The organism is Pseudomonas sp. ef1, from assembly GCF_007293365.2.
GTDB lineage: Bacteria > Pseudomonadota > Gammaproteobacteria > Pseudomonadales > Pseudomonadaceae > Aquipseudomonas > Aquipseudomonas siliginis.
In genome coordinates this window covers 1,305,782-1,322,679 of the sequence record NZ_CM129815.1, presented here as the reverse complement: position 1 = coordinate 1,322,679, position 16,898 = coordinate 1,305,782, and the positions used below count along the sequence as shown (strand labels likewise).

The 16,898-nt window shown below is 59.4% G+C and carries 15 protein-coding genes; 8 read left to right on the top strand and 7 right to left on the bottom strand.

Going from position 1 to position 16,898, the window contains the following annotated elements:
* The first annotated feature begins 110 nt into the window (after window positions 1–110).
* Window positions 111–548, top strand: a complete 438-nt coding sequence (locus FEE99_RS06175) for a YkgJ family cysteine cluster protein (protein ID WP_041477534.1) — start codon at window positions 111–113, stop codon at window positions 546–548.
* A 155-nt stretch (window positions 549–703) separates the two neighbouring features.
* Here the strand turns inward: FEE99_RS06175 and typA are convergent, their stop codons facing one another.
* Together typA and thiI are read right to left on the bottom strand one after the other, a co-directional pair.
* Window positions 704–2,524: a translational GTPase TypA gene (gene typA, locus FEE99_RS06170; RefSeq protein ID WP_016772102.1), complete on the bottom strand. Its 1,821-nt coding sequence runs from the start codon at window positions 2,522–2,524 to the stop codon at window positions 704–706.
* 139 nt (window positions 2,525–2,663) lie between these two features.
* Complete coding sequence (thiI, locus tag FEE99_RS06165; protein WP_024011233.1) at window positions 2,664–4,118, bottom strand: tRNA uracil 4-sulfurtransferase ThiI; 1,455 nt, start codon at window positions 4,116–4,118, stop codon at window positions 2,664–2,666.
* 327 nt (window positions 4,119–4,445) lie between these two features.
* On the opposite strand from thiI, the gene glnA reads away from it, so the two are divergent.
* From glnA to ntrC, 5 genes are all read left to right on the top strand, one after another.
* A complete protein-coding gene (gene glnA, locus FEE99_RS06160; RefSeq protein WP_016772104.1) occupies window positions 4,446–5,852 on the top strand; it encodes a type I glutamate--ammonia ligase in 1,407 nt (468 codons plus the stop codon).
* Window positions 5,853–6,186: 334 nt separating this feature from the next.
* The gene (locus FEE99_RS06155) at window positions 6,187–6,699 is read left to right on the top strand and encodes a DUF4124 domain-containing protein (RefSeq protein WP_041477533.1); all 513 of its coding nucleotides are present in this window, start codon (window positions 6,187–6,189) and stop codon (window positions 6,697–6,699) included.
* On the top strand, window positions 6,696–7,319 hold the full coding sequence (locus tag FEE99_RS06150) for a DUF4124 domain-containing protein (RefSeq protein WP_041477532.1): 624 nt from the start codon (window positions 6,696–6,698) through the stop codon (window positions 7,317–7,319). The genes FEE99_RS06155 and FEE99_RS06150 overlap by 4 nt, the downstream gene beginning before the upstream one ends.
* A gap of 230 nt (window positions 7,320–7,549) precedes the next feature.
* Entirely contained in the window at window positions 7,550–8,635 is a 1,086-nt protein-coding gene (gene glnL / locus FEE99_RS06145) for a nitrogen regulation protein NR(II) (protein WP_024011230.1), read from the top strand.
* Entirely contained in the window at window positions 8,632–10,068 is a 1,437-nt protein-coding gene (ntrC, locus tag FEE99_RS06140; RefSeq protein ID WP_016772108.1) for a nitrogen regulation protein NR(I), read from the top strand. The genes glnL and ntrC overlap by 4 nt, the downstream gene beginning before the upstream one ends.
* Before the next feature lie 610 nt (window positions 10,069–10,678).
* On the opposite strand, the gene FEE99_RS06135 is transcribed toward ntrC, so the two are convergent.
* Window positions 10,679–12,670: a leucine-rich repeat domain-containing protein gene (locus tag FEE99_RS06135; RefSeq protein ID WP_237143807.1), complete on the bottom strand. Its 1,992-nt coding sequence runs from the start codon at window positions 12,668–12,670 to the stop codon at window positions 10,679–10,681.
* Between the two features lie 187 nt (window positions 12,671–12,857).
* Entirely contained in the window at window positions 12,858–13,298 is a 441-nt protein-coding gene (locus tag FEE99_RS06130; RefSeq protein WP_041477531.1) for a hypothetical protein, read from the bottom strand.
* Here FEE99_RS06130 and FEE99_RS06125 point away from each other — a divergent pair.
* Window positions 13,297–13,752 carry a tRNA (cytidine(34)-2'-O)-methyltransferase gene (locus FEE99_RS06125; RefSeq protein WP_016772113.1) on the top strand — a complete coding sequence of 152 codons (456 nt, stop codon included), beginning with the start codon at window positions 13,297–13,299 and terminating at the stop codon, window positions 13,750–13,752. The two genes, FEE99_RS06130 and FEE99_RS06125, sit on opposite strands and share 2 nt — an antisense overlap.
* Before the next feature lie 122 nt (window positions 13,753–13,874).
* Here the strand turns inward: FEE99_RS06125 and secB are convergent, their stop codons facing one another.
* Genes secB through FEE99_RS06110 form a run of 3 tightly spaced genes read right to left on the bottom strand, consistent with a single transcriptional unit; the run spans window position 13,875 to window position 15,087 of the window.
* The gene (gene secB, locus FEE99_RS06120; protein WP_016772114.1) at window positions 13,875–14,360 is read right to left on the bottom strand and encodes a protein-export chaperone SecB; all 486 of its coding nucleotides are present in this window, start codon (window positions 14,358–14,360) and stop codon (window positions 13,875–13,877) included.
* Between the two features lie 57 nt (window positions 14,361–14,417).
* On the bottom strand, window positions 14,418–14,672 hold the full coding sequence (gene grxC / locus FEE99_RS06115) for a glutaredoxin 3 (RefSeq protein WP_016772115.1): 255 nt from the start codon (window positions 14,670–14,672) through the stop codon (window positions 14,418–14,420).
* A gap of 1 nt (window position 14,673) precedes the next feature.
* Window positions 14,674–15,087, bottom strand: a complete 414-nt coding sequence (locus FEE99_RS06110) for a rhodanese-like domain-containing protein (RefSeq protein WP_016772116.1) — start codon at window positions 15,085–15,087, stop codon at window positions 14,674–14,676.
* 153 nt (window positions 15,088–15,240) lie between these two features.
* Between FEE99_RS06110 and gpmI the strand changes: the two genes are divergently transcribed.
* Window positions 15,241–16,770 (top strand): 2,3-bisphosphoglycerate-independent phosphoglycerate mutase, encoded by a 1,530-nt coding sequence (gene gpmI / locus FEE99_RS06105; RefSeq protein WP_041477529.1) that lies wholly within the window; start codon window positions 15,241–15,243, stop codon window positions 16,768–16,770.
* Window positions 16,771–16,898: the final 128 nt, after the last annotated feature.

Genomic DNA, 16,898 nt, shown 5'->3' with positions numbered 1-16,898 from the left:
TGTCGGGCAAAATGCGGCCGCTGCGAAAATATCTGGCGAAAGGTTGTTCAAAATTCCACCGCTCCCGGTATGATCGCGCGCCCTGATGCATACACACCTGGTAACTCCCGATGATGAAGCCCAACCTGATCGCCGCCGCCGAGATTGATCGTCTCGATACGTGGGCCAAATACTCGGCGCCGATGTGCGGCTCGTGCATGTCCAGCTGCTGCACGCTGCCGGTCGAAGTGAAGATCAAGGATCTGGTGCGCATCGGCGTCGTCGACGAGTTCGAACTGGGCGATCCGCCAAAGAACATCGCCAAGCGTCTGCAAAAGGAAGGTCTGGTCGAGCGCTTCAATCAGAAGTCGGGGATCTTCACCCTGCAGCGCATGAGCAACAACGACTGCTATTACCTCGATCGTAAAAGCCGCCTGTGCACCATTTATGACAAGCGCCCGGACACCTGCCGCAACCACCCGAAGATCGGGCCGCGGCCGGGGTATTGCGCGTACAAGCCGAAAGAAGTCGAGCGGGTGCAGAATTCGCGGTCGATCGAGAAATTCTGAAGATCAAAAGATCGCAGCCTTCGGCAGCTCCTACATGGCAATGCGTATCCCTGTAGGAGCTGACGAAGGCTGCGATCTTTTTTTGCCTTGAATCCCGGACAAACAAAAACGCCCCCGGTCTCGCGACCGGGGGCGTTTTCTATTCCAGGGCTGAATTACGCCTTGGCTTTCTTCGCAGCGCGGGTGCGCTCGCTTTCGTCGAGGATCTTCTTGCGAAGACGGATCGACTTAGGAGTGACTTCGCACAGCTCGTCTTCCTGGATGTATTCCAGAGCCTGTTCCAGGGTGAAGCGAACAGGTGGGACCAGAGCGATGGTTTCGTCTTTACCCGAAGCACGCATGTTGTCGAGCTTCTTGCCTTTGGTTGGGTTGACACCCAGGTCGTTGTCACGGCTGTTCTGACCAACGATCTGACCGTTGTAGATCTCCTGGCCGTGTTCTACGAACAGCTTGCCACGAGCCTGCAGGGTTTCCAGCGAGTAGGTCAGAGCCTTGCCGGTTTCAACCGAAACCAGAACGCCGTTCTGACGGCCGGACATGTGGCCCGACTTCACTGGAGCGTAACGGTCGAAGATCGAGGTCAGGATGCCAGCACCGTTGGTCAGGGTCAGGAACTGGTTACGGAAACCGATCAGACCGCGAGCAGGGATGTTGTATTCCAGACGAACACGGCCCTTGCCATCCGGCACCATGTTGCTCAGGTCGCCCTTACGCAGACCCATCTCTTCCATGACCTTGCCCTGGGATTCTTCAGGGATGTCGATGGTGACGTTTTCGAACGGTTCCTGCTTCACGCCGTCGACTTCACGGATGATCACTTCAGGACGGCCCAGGGCCAGCTCGAAGCCTTCGCGACGCATGGTTTCGATCAGTACCGAGAGGTGCAGCTCACCACGGCCGGAAACCTTGAACTTGTCAGCCGAGTCGCCTTCTTCAACGCGCAGTGCAACGTTGTACAGCAGCTCTTTGTCCAGACGATCCTTGATGTTACGGGAGGTCACGAACTTGCCTTCTTTACCGCAGAATGGCGAGTCGTTTACCTGGAAGGTCATGGAAACGGTTGGCTCGTCAACGGTCAGCGGCTTCATTGCCTCGACGGTGTTGATATCGCACAGAGTGTCGGAGATGAACAGCTCGTCGAAGCCGCTGATGCAGACGATGTCGCCAGCTGCTGCTTCGTCAACGTCGATGCGGTGCAGACCGTGGTGACCCATCAGCTTCAGGATACGACCGTTGCGACGCTTGCCGTCGGCGCTGATAGCGACAACCGGGGTGTTCGGCTTGACGCGACCACGGGCGATACGGCCAACACCGATAACACCCAGGAAGCTGTTGTAGTCCAGAGCGGAGATCTGCATCTGGAACGGGCCGTCACGGTCAACGGCCGGAGGCGGAACGTGGTCGACTACTGCCTGGTACAGCGGAGTCATGTCTTCCGCCATGGCGGTGTGGTCCAGACCGGCAATACCGTTCAGGGCCGAAGCGTAAACAACCTGGAAGTCCAGTTGTTCTTCGGTAGCACCGAGGTTGTCGAACAGGTCGAAGATCTGGTCCAGAACCCAGTCCGGACGCGCGCCTGGACGGTCAACCTTGTTGATCACCACGATTGGACGCAGGCCGGCTTCGAAAGCCTTCTTGGTCACGAAACGGGTTTGCGGCATAGGGCCGTCTTGAGCGTCAACCAGCAGCAGAACGGAGTCGACCATCGACATTACGCGTTCAACTTCGCCGCCGAAGTCGGCGTGGCCCGGGGTGTCCACGATGTTGATGTGGTAGCCGTTCCAGTTGATGGCGGTGTTCTTCGCCAGAATGGTAATACCGCGCTCTTTTTCCTGGTCGTTGGAGTCCATCACGCGCTCGTCGTTGAGCTCGTTGCGCTCCAGGGTGCCGGATTGACGCAGGAGTTTGTCTACCAGGGTGGTTTTACCGTGGTCAACGTGGGCAATGATGGCGATGTTGCGTAGATTTTCGATCACTTGTGTATCTCGATCAGAGGATTCGGTTTGCTGACAAGTCATGGCAGCGATTAGCAGTAGTGTCCGGCATGGCCGTTACAGCTTGACGGCGGTGTCGGGGGGCCGGTGACGCAGGCCACAGGCAAACAGCCCCGGGCACTTAGCTCGGTCGATAAACGCGCACATTGGCATGCCCCTCACTGAGCAAATGGTGGGCATGCAGGCGACTCATCACGCCTTTGTCGCAATACAGCAGGTACTGGCGAGTAGGGTCCAGTTCCTTGAAACGTGCGTTCACTGCATAGAACGGCATCGTCTGTACCTCTATGCCGGCGAGCTCCAGCGGGTCATCCTCGGCGGCATCCGGGTGGCGGATGTCGATCACGATCTGACCGGCCAGCGCTTCGCTGACTTCTTCAATCTGCAAATCCTGGCCCAACTCGTCGATTACCCGATCGATCGGCACCAGTTTGGCGTTGGCGAGCGCGCGCTCGAGTACCGCCATGTCGAATTCTTTCTCTTCGTGCTCAACCCGGCCACGCTTGGCGGCGGTCTTGGGGTTGACCGAAATCACGCCGCAGTATTCCGGCATGTGCCGGGCGAAATCGGCGGTGCCGATCTCGTTGGCGGTGTCGATGATGTCCTGCTTGTGCGCGACGATCAGCGGCCGCAGCACCAGCTTGTCGGTCACGCAGTCGATCACCGACAGGTTCGGCAGCGTCTGGCTCGACACCTGGGAGATCGCTTCACCGGTCACCAGTGCATCGATGTGCAGGCGTTCGGCGATCTCGGACGAGGCGCGCAACATCATACGCTTCAAAACCACGCCCATATGACTGTTATCGACTTTGCCGAGAATTTCGCCCAGCACTTCCTCGAACGGCACACTGACAAATAGCACGCGTTGCGAGCTGCCGTACTTCTTCCAGATGAAGTGCGCGACTTCCATCACGCCCAATTCGTGGGCACGCCCGCCGAGATTGAAGAAGCAGAAGTGCGCCATCAGGCCGCGACGCATGATCTGATAAGCCGCCACGGTCGAATCAAAGCCGCCGGACATCAATACCAGCGTCTGCTCCAACGCACCCAGCGGGTAGCCGCCGATGCCGTTGTGCTGGCTGTGAATCACGAACAACCGTTTGTCGCGAACTTCGATACGGACTTCGATTTGCGGTGCTTTAAGGTCGATTCCGGCCGCACCGCACTCGCGACGCAGCTTGCTGCCGACGTATTTTTCCACGTCCATCGAGCTGAAGGCATGCTTGCCTGCGCGCTTGCAGCGCACCGAGAAAATCTTCCCGGCCAGTGCATCGCCGTAGTGCTGTTTGCACTTTTCGGTGATGTCGTCGAAGTCGCCCAGCGGGTACTCGTCGATCTGCAGAAAATGCGCGATACCCGGCATGCAGGTCAGGCGTTCGCCCATCTCTTTCAAGGCTTTGGGGTCGGTAACGCGGGTTTCCAGCTCGAGATTGTCCCACACGCCGTTCACCACCACGGCCGGGTCCAGGTCACGGAGCACGGTGCGGATGTTCTTGGCCAACTGGCGGATGAATTTCGTCCGGACAGGTCGGCTTTTGATGGTGATCTCGGGGAAGACTTTTACGATAAGTTTCATGAAAACAGCGCGCGAACGGCCAGCCGAAAAAGGGGGGCGCGGATTATAGCGGAAATTGCTCAAGGTTTAACCAGTTAATGTGCAGAAGGTTTTGCTTGCACCAAAACAGGTCATTTCTGAATTTAAACGCAACATTAAGGGGCGGGATTTGTCGATTCAGTACCTCGCACGCCTTAATAAGCGTGAATTTGGGGCAAAAAACCCATGCTGGGGCACTGGCATGCAATTTGCTCCCTTGTGAGGCAGGTTGCCTTGGCAGAGTATTCGCGCCGGCATCACCATTATTAAGGGCATCCACTACCCGCCCTAATTCACCCGGAGGACACTATGTCGAAGTCGGTTCAACTCATCAAAGATCATGACGTCAAGTGGATTGATCTGCGCTTCACGGACACCAAAGGCACTCAGCACCACGTGACCATGCCGGCTCGCGATGCGCTGGATGACGACTTCTTCGAAGTCGGCAAGATGTTCGACGGTTCCTCCATCTCCGGCTGGAAAGGCATCGAAGCCTCCGACATGATCCTGATGCCGGTCGACGAAACGGCCGTGCTCGATCCGTTCACCGAAGACCCAACCCTGATTCTGGTGTGCGACATCATCGAGCCTTCGAGCATGCAGGGCTATGATCGCGACCCACGTGCGATCGCCAAGCGCGCCGAAGAGCACCTCAAAGCCACCGGTATCGGTGACACCGTATTCGCCGGTCCAGAGCCTGAGTTCTTCATCTTTGACTCGGTGAAATTCAAGTCGGACATCTCCGGCTCGATGTTCAAGATCTACTCCGAGCAAGGTTCGTGGATGTCCGACCAGGACATCGAAGGCGGCAACAAGGGTCACCGTCCAGGCGTGAAAGGCGGCTACTTCCCGGTTCCACCGTTCGACCACGACCACGAAATCCGTACCGCCATGTGCAACGCACTGGAAGAAATGGGTCAGTCGGTTGAAGTTCACCACCACGAAGTGGCGACTGCCGGCCAGAACGAAATCGGTGTCAAGTTCAACACCCTGGTGAAGAAGGCCGACGAAGTTCAGACCCTGAAATACGTTGTGCACAACGTTGCCGACGCTTACGGCCGCACCGCGACCTTCATGCCGAAGCCACTGTACGGCGACAACGGTTCGGGCATGCACGTACACATGTCGATCTGGAAAGACGGCAAGAACACCTTCGCAGGTGAAGGCTATGCCGGCCTGTCCGATACCGCTCTGTACTTCATCGGCGGCATCATCAAGCACGGTAAGGCCCTGAACGGCTTCACCAACCCGGCGACCAACTCCTACAAGCGTCTGGTGCCAGGCTTCGAAGCTCCGGTAATGCTGGCCTACTCGGCTCGCAACCGTTCCGCTTCGATCCGTATTCCTTACGTGTCGAGCCCGAAAGCCCGCCGTATCGAAGCACGCTTCCCGGATCCGGCTGCCAACCCGTACCTGGCCTTCGCAGCACTGCTGATGGCCGGTCTGGACGGTATCCAGAACAAGATCCACCCAGGCGATGCCGCCGACAAGAACCTGTACGACCTGCCGCCTGAAGAGGCGAAAGAGATTCCACAGGTTTGCGGCAGCCTGAAAGAAGCCCTGGAAGAGCTGGACAAGGGCCGCGCGTTCCTGACCAAGGGCGGCGTGTTCTCCGACGACTTCATCGACGCTTACATCGCGCTGAAATCGGAAGAAGAAATCAAGGTTCGCACCTTCGTGCACCCACTGGAATATGAGCTGTACTACAGCTGCTGATCCGGTAGCGCTGCGTAAAGCGGCGTGACAAAAGAGGCCTCCTTCGGGAGGCCTTTTTATTGCCCGGCGCAACGCATTTTCCATGTGGGAGCGAGCCTGCTCGCGAAGGCGGTGGGTCATGGATCGTTTGATCGTTCCCACGCTCCGCGTGGGATGCAGCCCGTGACGCTCTGCGTCACTGGACGCGGAGCGCCCAGGAGGCATTCCCACGCAGAGCATGGGAACGATCCATGTTTTGGCTACCAGTCTTTTCAATTCCAGTTATTAACGGTTTTGGCCAACCGCCCCACCTGTCCTATGCTGCTACCCATCGCTTCCAATCCCGGTCGATTTCATGGGTCGCACGCTTCTCTACATTCTGCTGCTGATCGCCCTGCCCGCCGCCGCGCAGATCTACAAGTACACCGACGCCAACGGCAACACGGCGTACAGCAATCAGCCGCCGGACGGCGTGCAGGCGCAACCGGTCGAGCTGCCGCCACTCAATCGAGTCGAGCCGCAAGCACCGAGTGCGCCGCAAGCACCCACCGCAGAACAACCGCAACCACCGCGCAACGCCTATGAAATCCTCGAGCTCGCCGGTCTGCCCACTGACGAGGCGCTGCGCGCCAACAACGGCACCTTCACGGTCAACGTCCTGATCAAGCCGCGCCTGCAACCGCCGCATCAATTAAGGCTGCTGCTCGACGACCAGCCCTATGGCCAGCCGAGCAACGTGCCGGTTCTGCAACTGGTCAACATCGATCGCGGCGAGCATCGCCTGGCCGTGCAAGTGATCGACGGCCAAAGCGTCGTTCAGCAGAGCCCGCCAGCGGTCTTCACCGTGCAACGGGTGCATAGACCATGATCCGCGCGGGGCTGGCACTCATTCTGGCGCTGATGTCGACGTACACCTTGGCGGAGGTCTTTACCTATGTCGACGCGCAGGGCAACCGCGTCTATACCGACCAGCCACGCGCCAACGCCAAGCGAGTGCCGATCGCGACGAGCAATCGCATGGCTGTCCCTGCCAACACCGCAGCGCCGATCACCACAGCGAAAAAATCCGCCGAACCAGCGCCCTTTCACTACGACATGCTGCGCATTCTGATCCCGGAGCCCGATGCCACTCTGCGCAGCAGCGCCGGCGAGCTGATCGTCAGCGTCACCAGCGAGCCCGGCCTGCAAAGCGGCCATCGTTATCGCTTGCTGCTGGATGGCAAGGCCACTGGCGAGCCCGGCGTCAGCCCGGTATTTGCGCTGAGCAATATCGATCGCGGCAGCCACAGCCTTTCGATCGAGATTCTCGACGCCGCCGGGCGTACCGTGGAACGCACCGCCAATCAGCCGTTCCACATGCTGCGCATTTCCCTGGCGCAGAAACGTCAGGTCAAACCCTGCGTTGCCGACGACTATGGCGTGCGCCCGGAGTGCCCGCTCAAGGACAAACCTGCAGAGCCGAAAAATCCATTCCTGCGCTTCTTTTAACCTCCGCCAGCCGCGCGCACTCTATTGGTGCACTAAACTGCATCTCGCCCACAACCCAACCCATTTTGGTTCGAAACTTCCCGTTTGAGCTGGCTTCGTGCCATACAAACGCGCGTCAAACGCCTGTTTCAGGGCTTAAACGCTTCTTTTCGGAGCCTTGGTTTGGTTTTTGCATTTTCCCGACATCAGCGCTTTGTTCTCGCGCACGCCTTGCTCCAAAAGGGGTCCAGATGACCATAAGCGACGCTATTCACCGTTTGCTGCTCGACAACCTGACCACGGCGACCATCCTGCTCGACGCCGAATTGCGCCTGGAGTACATGAACCCGGCGGCGGAGATGCTGTTGGCCGTCAGCGGTCAGCGCAGCCACGGCCAGTTCATCAGCGAGCTGTTCACCGAATCCCCCGAGGCGCTCAATTCCCTGCGTCAGGCCGTGGAGCAGGCGCACCCTTTCACCAAGCGTGAAGCGATGCTCACCGCCCTCACCGGCCAGACGCTGACCGTGGATTACGCGGTCACGCCAATCCTCAGCAACGGCGAGACTTTGCTTTTGCTTGAAGTGCACCCGCGTGATCGCCTGTTGCGCATCACCAAGGAAGAGGCGCAGCTGTCCAAGCAGGAAACCAGCAAGATGCTGGTGCGCGGCCTCGCCCACGAGATCAAGAACCCTCTTGGCGGCATCCGTGGCGCAGCGCAATTGCTGGCCCGCGAACTGCCGGAGGAAAGCCTGCGCGATTACACCAATGTGATCATCGAAGAGGCCGACCGCCTGCGCAATCTGGTCGATCGCATGCTCGGCTCGAACAAACTGCCATCGCTGGCCATGTGCAACGTCCACGAAGTGCTCGAACGCGTCTGCCATCTGGTCGAAGCCGAAAGCCAGGGCTGCATCACCCTGGTGCGCGATTACGACCCGAGCATTCCCGACGTCCTGATCGACCGCGAGCAAATGATTCAGGCGGTGTTGAACATCGTGCGCAATGCGATGCAGGCCATCAGCAGCCAGAACGAGCTGCGCCTGGGCCGCATCAGCCTGCGCACCCGCGCCATGCGCCAGTTCACCATCGGCCACATCCGCCATCGTCTGGTGACCAAGATCGAGATCATCGACAACGGTCCCGGCATTCCGGCGGAACTGCAGGAAACCATTTTCTTTCCCATGGTCAGCGGCCGCCCGGATGGTACCGGGCTGGGCCTGGCCATTACCCAGAACATCATCAGTCAGCACCAGGGCCTGATCGAGTGTGAGAGCCATCCAGGCCACACCACCTTCTCGATCTTCCTGCCACTGGAACAAGGAGCCACATCGACATGAGCCGTAGTGAAACCGTGTGGATCGTCGATGACGACCGTTCTATCCGTTGGGTCCTGGAAAAAGCCTTGCAGCAGGAAGGCATGACCACCCAGAGCTTCGACAGCGCCGATGGCGTGATGAGTCGTCTGGCCCGGCAGCAGCCGGACGTGATCATTTCCGATATCCGCATGCCGGGCGCCAGTGGCCTGGATCTGCTGGCGCGAATTCGCGAACAGCACCCACGGCTGCCGGTCATCATCATGACCGCTCACTCCGATCTGGACAGCGCTGTCGCCTCCTATCAGGGTGGTGCTTTCGAGTACCTGCCCAAGCCGTTCGACGTCGATGAAGCGGTTTCGCTGGTCAAACGCGCCAATCAGCATGCGCAGGAACAGCAAGGCCTGGAAGTGGTGCCGGCGCTGACGCGCACCCCGGAAATCATCGGCGAAGCGCCGGCGATGCAGGAAGTGTTTCGCGCCATCGGGCGCCTGAGCCACTCCAACATCACCGTGCTGATCAACGGCGAATCCGGTACCGGTAAAGAGCTGGTGGCCCACGCCCTGCACCGCCACAGCCCACGCGCGGCCTCGCCGTTCATTGCGCTGAACATGGCGGCGATCCCCAAGGATCTGATGGAATCGGAACTGTTCGGCCACGAGAAAGGCGCGTTCACCGGCGCGGCGAATTTGCGTCGCGGTCGCTTTGAACAGGCGGACGGCGGCACGCTGTTTCTCGATGAAATCGGCGACATGCCGGCGGACACCCAGACGCGTCTGTTGCGCGTGCTGGCCGATGGCGAGTTCTATCGCGTCGGCGGTCATGTGCCGGTCAAGGTCGATGTGCGCATCATCGCTGCGACACACCAGAATCTGGAAACCCTCGTCCACGCCGGAAAATTCCGTGAGGATTTGTTCCACCGCCTCAACGTGATCCGCATCCACATCCCGCGCCTGTCGGATCGTCGCGAAGACATTCCAACCCTGGCCCGGCACTTCCTCAGCCGCGCCGCGCAGGAACTGGCAGTCGAGCCCAAGCTGCTGAAAAGCGAGACCGAGGAATACCTGAAAAACCTGCCGTGGCCAGGTAACGTGCGCCAGTTGGAGAACACCTGCCGCTGGATCACCGTCATGGCCTCCGGTCGCGAAGTGCACATCAGCGACTTGCCACCGGAACTGCTCAACCTGCCGCAGGATTCGGCGCCAGTGACCAACTGGGAACAGGCCCTGCGCCAATGGGCCGATCAAGCCCTGGCTCGCGGCCAGTCGAGCCTGCTCGACAGCGCAGTGCCGGCGTTCGAGCGGATCATGATCGAGACGGCACTGAAGCACACCGCAGGACGTCGGCGTGATGCGGCGGTGTTGCTGGGTTGGGGGCGTAATACCCTGACGCGCAAGATCAAGGAACTGGGGATGAAGGTTGATGGTGGGGATGATGATGAGGGGGAAGAGGGTTAACGCTTAAGGGTTGTCGTGTACTCAGGATCGATCCCCCTCACCCCAGCCCTCTCCCGGGGGAAGGGAGCAATCTCGGGTGGTTTCGAGGCCTGGGGTCGGCTCGGTATCTCAGGTCGGCGTAACTTGACCGGGCAACTCGGTCAGTCCTCTCTTCCTCTGGGAGAGGGTCAGGGTGAGGGCACCGTGCACCGCATCAATGCACAATGAACCGTGATCGCGCAGAGCCGTATCGCCACCCCCGCATCTGAAAGTGCCGAAAAACCCAGACTTGAAATAAGCGAAAGCCCCGTATTCCGGGGCTTTCGCGTTTTCGAAGCATTTTTTGTTACAGCAAATCAAAACCTGGCACGCCGCCTGCAATATCTATCTCAGGTGATTCGATTCACCACCCGTTTCGGGGACCTTGGTACAGGCAGGCCGGGGATTCCCCTCTTTACACCGGGCTCACAGCGCAAAGCAGCGAGCTTACCCTTTTGGGATCCTTGGTACAGGCAGGCCGGGGGTTCCCTCTTTACACCGGGCTGACGCTGCAAGCGAAGCCCATGCTTTTGGGAACCCTGATACAGGCAGGTCAGGGATTCCCGCTTTTACACCACAATGCGTCCCGCCCCTATTCGAATCTGGGGCGCTTGGGCAAAGGATGCAGCGGCTGACTCTGTCGCCCTCCGTCATAGTTGCGGATGTCATTCTCCAGCCTGTCCAGCATTCTCCCGGGACTCGTTTCCGTATAAAGAATGGCGTCGAGCCTGGCCCGCTCGTTGACTTCGGCGCTGTCATACATTTCCAGAAACCACCACACGCGCCGCTGCACAAGCGGGCGTTCAACGTGAAACTCGGGCGTTCGACTCAGTCGACGAAGAATGCCGGTCACTGCCAGTGGCATTGCGGCGTTATGCCTGTCCCACAGCGCTTGTTTTTCCGCTATCTGTTCCTGTGGCACATTGCGTAGCCAGAGATCGGCAGTTACATCGCTGCTTTCCTGCCCAAGCCAGATATCGGTACCTGACTCTACACGTGCTCGTATCAACCGCCGTAAAGAGGCCGGGTCCATTATCGGATTGCCGATGAGATTGAAGCCCGCTCTGAGCTCCACGGATTCGGGGATCGACCTGATGTGATTGTCCGCAAGATTCAGTTCTCTTGCGGGAATCCTGTCGGTAATGCCCTCGGGAAATCTTTGCAATCGTGTATTGGAAAGATCCAGCTCCTGCAGTGCGGTCATGTGTTCGAGTGAGGGGCTGATCGAAAGCGGATTGCCCCCCAGTCTCAACACTTCCAGCTTCGACGCCACGTCGATGGCCTCAAGTCCGGAAGGCAGCAGGTGTATTCCGGTGCGGCTCAGATCCAGCACCCGCAGTTCAGTCATCCCTCTGATATCAGCTGCCACTTGCAAAAAGGTGACTTGCTCCTGACGCCGCATCTGCATGTCCAGGCTGTTCACCGGGGCCTCGAATGTGTTGCAAAGCCATAGCTCGTTTAGCCTGGCAAGGCCTCGTACGGAAAAGTCAGACGTTAGTTCACAGTCCTGCAGGTGCAGCCTTTGCAAACGCGGGAATCTTTTCAATTGCTCGGCAAATCGCGAATCCAGCCTGAATTTCGAATAAGCCCGTTCGATCACGTTCCAGCCTTGAAACCGCCCTTCCACTTCGATTGCCTGACTGGTAATGGTCAGACTTTCAAGATTGGGAAACTGTGCGCAAAACACGTCCGGGTCCAGCCGGCCACGGCCTCTTAAAGTCAGAGAAACCACTGAGCTGAATTTCAAGGAAAGCGGTTTTTGAACTGGCCATATCGTCAGATCGATTTCCAGCTTGAAGCCCACATGCCGCCCATCACGGTAGACGCGCTGTTCGGGCTGGCCTTGCCATCTATACAGCTGGCGAAACGTCGTCCACACATTCCGCGCCTCATGTAACTCCTTGTCCGATGAAATGCGACCTCGACTGATCGGCAGGTCAAAACGCGTCGAGTCCAATTGCGCCAGCCCAAGCTGGATATGCTTGAGCTCAAGCTCTGCCACGTCCTTGTCATCGAACCGGGCGATGAAGGCCTCCGCGTCCTCGTCGGTCGTGTCGGGCAGGTACTTGCGGATCTGCTCCCGGGTAGTTGGTTCCGCGACTTCACGCGCATACCAAAGTCCGCTGTCCACATCGCGCAGCATCACCGGGCCGGATGGGAGCAACTCGCTTGGCCGCCGGGCTCGATACAGACCCGTCGCAGGATCCACTGCGACAGGCACCAGGTCGCCGTTGACCAGGTCTGCGTAGGTTCGCCGACTGATCACCCGCAAACCCTCACTGTTGACCTGTGGAAGTATCGCTCGGGCGTTGGTGACGTAATTGTCCAGCGAAGGCTGGGTTGCGGGAGGGCGAATACCTTCCGCGAGTGCGCGCACCACAACGGCCGCGGCAGGGGGTATGGCACCCAGGGTCGCGTCACTGGATGATTCGGCGCGCGGCAGCAAATGATGCGAAGCAAAATTCACATCGACGCCTGTGCGACCCGAGTGGCCGTGGAGCGAAATGTCGGCGTCCGCAGCCCGAAGCGGGCTGCCCGGAACGTCCACGTGGGTACCGCCACCGCGAGGGGGTTTTACTGGCATGTTTTCATCCTTGAAAAAGATGCCCCATGCAGTCGAGCAAGGGGACGACGGGTTTCGGCATCCTGCCGTTTGAAGGGGCAAACGATAGCGTGGACGAGCATCGGACGGAGATGGGAAAGGGAGACGGCCGCAGTGGGAAACGACCTCAAACAGTGTCGGAGCGCGCCCCAGTGATGAGGACTTGCCCCTAGGGCTCGCTCAAGCGGATCTCCAGCCGCCAACGATCATCGACCTCGCTGCCAACCCAGTCGCCCTGCAACGGGCGCGCTGCCAGCACCGTCAGCAATAACCCTCCATCGCTTTTGCGCGTGCGCCAGTTGACGTCCTTGCCGTTGAGCCTGAGCTGGCCCTTCTGCGGTCGACCTTCGGCCTGAAACAGCAGCGCGACGGTGCCATCGATAATCTCGCCGTGCAGTTTCGGCTCGTTGTTGAACCACACCACCAGGCCGCCATCGGTGACCTCGACACGCTCCAGCACGCTTGGATCGGGCGTCGTCAGACGGCCAATCATCAAGCCGATCATCAAGCCGACAATCGCCAGCGAGCCGATGACTCGCGGCAATAGTTTCGAACGGTTGTCCACAGGCGGCGTAGAATGCCGCTCATCTTTACCTTCGGAGCCGTGCATGTTTCACGTCATCCTTTTTCAACCAGAAATTCCGCCGAACACCGGCAACGTTATCAGGCTGTGCGCCAACAGTGGCTGCCACCTGCATTTGATCGAACCACTGGGTTTCGAGATGGACGACAAGCGCCTGCGCCGTGCCGGTCTCGACTATCACGAATATGCCACGTTGCAGCGTCACGCTGACCTGGCCAGTTGTCTGGAAAGTCTGGGCAACCCGCGCGTGTTCGCCTTCACCACCAAGGGCTCGCGGCCGTTCCATGATGCCGCGTTCGTGCCCGGCGACGCGTTTCTGTTCGGCCCGGAAAGTCGTGGCCTGCCAGCGGACGTGCTCGACGCCCTGCCCGCCGAACAGCGCCTGCGCCTGCCGATGCGCGAAGGCTGCCGCAGCCTGAACCTGTCCAACACCGTGGCGGTCGCCGTGTACGAAGCGTGGCGGCAGAACGACTTCAAGTAACGCCGCAAGCAAATGTGGGAGCGAGCCTGCTCGCGATTACGGAGTGTCAGTCAACATTGATGTGTCTGACAGACCGCTTTCGCGAGCAGGCTCGCTCCCACATGGGGTCTTGCTGAACCGTCTTACTGAACGGTCGGGGTCTCGCCGCTTTCCTGCATGCGCTGCAGCTCTTGCGCGTACAGGGCGTCGAAGTTCACCGGGGCCAGCATCAGCGCCGGGAATGAACCGCGGGTGACCAGGCTGTCCAGGGTTTCGCGGGCGTACGGGAACAGGATGTTCGGGCAGAACGCACCGAGGGTGTGGCTCATCGAAGCCGCGTCCAGATTCTTGATCAGGAAGATACCGGCCTGTTGCACTTCAGCGATGAAGGCCACTTCTTCACCGTTTTTCACGGTAACGGAAAGGGTCAGCACCACCTCGTAGAAATCGCCTTCCAGCGCTTTCTGGCGGGTGTTCAGATCCAGACCGACCGCCGGATCCCACTGCTGGCGGAAGATTGCCGGGCTTTTCGGGGCTTCGAAGGACAGGTCGCGTACGTAGATGCGCTGCAAGGAGAATTGCGGTGCGGTTTCTTCTTCGCTGGCTGCAGTGTTCTGTTGGTCAGTCATCTCAGATCCTTATCGATCTTGGGTCTTTTAGGGAGTGCTGTACGTGGGTGCAGCCGTTCAGCCCTTGAGCAGCGCGTCGAGTTTGCCGGCGCGCTCCAGGGCGTATAAATCATCGCAACCGCCGATGTGCTTTGCGCCGATCCAGATTTGCGGCACGGACGTGCGCCCGGCCTTTTTGGTCATTTCGGCACGCAACTGCGGCTTGCCATCGACCTTGATCTCTTCGAAGGCCACGCCTTTGCTGGCGAGCAGATGCTTGGCGCGCGAGCAGTAAGGGCAGTAATCGCTGGAATAGACGATGACTTCGCTCATGTCATTTCACCAGCGGCAGGTTGTCGCCTTTCCAGCTGGAAATCCCGCCGGACAGCTTGGCGGCGGTGAAGCCGGACTTCATCAGCTCGCGGGCGTGGGTGCCGGCGGTCTGGCCGAGGGCGTCGACCAGAATGATGGTCTTGGCCTTGTGCTTTTCCAGCTCGCCGACGCGGGCGGCCAGTTTGTCTTGCGGGATGTTCACCGCGCCGACGATGTGGCCAGCGGCATAATCCTTGGCCGGACGGATGTCCACCACCACGCCTGCATCTTTATTGACCAGTGCGGTCAGCTCGCCGGTGCTCAGGCTCTTGCCGCCGCCCTGCATCGTGTGCGCCAGCAACAGAGCCAGAAGTACGACGAAGATACCGACAAGAATGTAGTGGTTAGTGGCAAATTCAATCAGGTGAGCAACCATCGAAGGAGGTTCCAGGGCGTTAAAATGTCGGCCAGTATACACAGCCACTATGGTCGGCCAAACCCCGTCCGGCGGTGACGCGGTCGGAACTTCGCTTTAAACTCCAACTCCGTTTTCCATCGCCCTCTTCTTTATCAGCCACGAGTGGATTCCATGACGACTACGCCCAAACCTTTGGTCCTGATGATTCTCGACGGCTTCGGTCACAGCGACAGCCCCGAATCCAATGCCGTGTTCGCGGCAAAGAAACCTGTGCTGGTTCGTCTGTGGGCCACCGTGCCGAACGGCTTGATCTCGGGCAGCGGCATGGACGTCGGTCTGCCGGATGGCCAGATGGGCAACTCCGAAGTCGGACACATGAACCTCGGCGCCGGGCGCGTGGTGTATCAGGACTTCACCCGTGTGACCAAAGCGATCCGCGACGGCGAATTCTTCGAAAACCCGACCATCTGCGCCGCTGTGGATAAAGCCGTGGCCGCCGGCAAAGCCGTGCACTTCATGGGCCTGCTGTCCGATGGCGGCGTGCACAGCCACCAGGATCATCTGATCGCCATGGCCGAACTGGCCTTCAAGCGCGGCGCCGAAAAAATCTACCTGCACGCCTTCCTCGATGGCCGCGACACGCCGCCGAAAAGTGCCGCTTCGTCGATCGAACTGCTCGACGCAACTTTCCAGGCCCTCGGCAAAGGCCGGATCGCCAGCATCATCGGCCGCTATTTCGCCATGGACCGTGACAACCGTTGGGATCGCGTCGCCCAGGCCTACAACCTGATCGTCGACGGCAACGGCGAATTCAACGCCGCCACCGCTCAGGAAGGTCTCGAAGCCGCCTACGCCCGTGGCGAAAGTGACGAATTCGTCAAAGCCACTTCCATCGGTGAGCCGGTCAAAGTTGAAGACGGCGACGCCGTGGTGTTCATGAACTTCCGCGCCGACCGCGCCCGCGAGCTGACCCGCGTGTTCGTCGAAGACGATTTCAAGGAATTCGCGCGCGCCCGTCAGCCGAAACTGGCCGGTTTCGTCATGCTGACCCAGTACGCCGCAAGCATTCCGGCACCGTCGGCCTTCGCCGCCGGCAGCCTGGAAAACGTTCTTGGTGATTACCTGGCAAAAAACGGCAAGACCCAGCTGCGCATCGCTGAAACCGAAAAATACGCCCACGTGACCTTCTTCTTTTCCGGCGGTCGTGAAGAACCGTTCCCGGGCGAAGAGCGCATCCTGATCCCGTCGCCGAAAGTCGCGACTTATGACTTGCAGCCGGAAATGAGCGCCCCGGAAGTCACTGACCGTATCGTCGACGCCATCGAAAACCAGCGCTACGACGTGATCGTGGTCAACTACGCCAACGGCGACATGGTCGGCCACAGCGGTGTGTTCGATGCAGCGGTGAAAGCGGTCGAGTGCCTGGACACCTGCGTCGGTCGCATCGTTGAAGCGCTGGAAAAAGTCGGCGGCGAAGCTTTGATCACTGCCGACCACGGCAACGTCGAAAAAATGGCCGATGAAGAAACCCACCAGGCGCACACCGCGCACACCACCGAGCCGGTGCCGTTCATCTATGTCGGCAAACGCGACCTGAAAGTGCGCGAAGGCGGCGTGCTGGCGGACGTGGCACCGACCATGCTGATGCTGTTGGGTCTGGAAAAACCGGCGGAGATGACCGGGACTTCGATTCTGGTGTAACGCGAATCCAGAAAACGGCGAAACCTGTTGGAGATGACTCTGTGGGGAGGGGATTTAGCGAACCGTCGCACCGCCCCGCTGGGTGACGCAGCCGCCCTGAAATCGAACACCGCGGTATCTCTGGTACA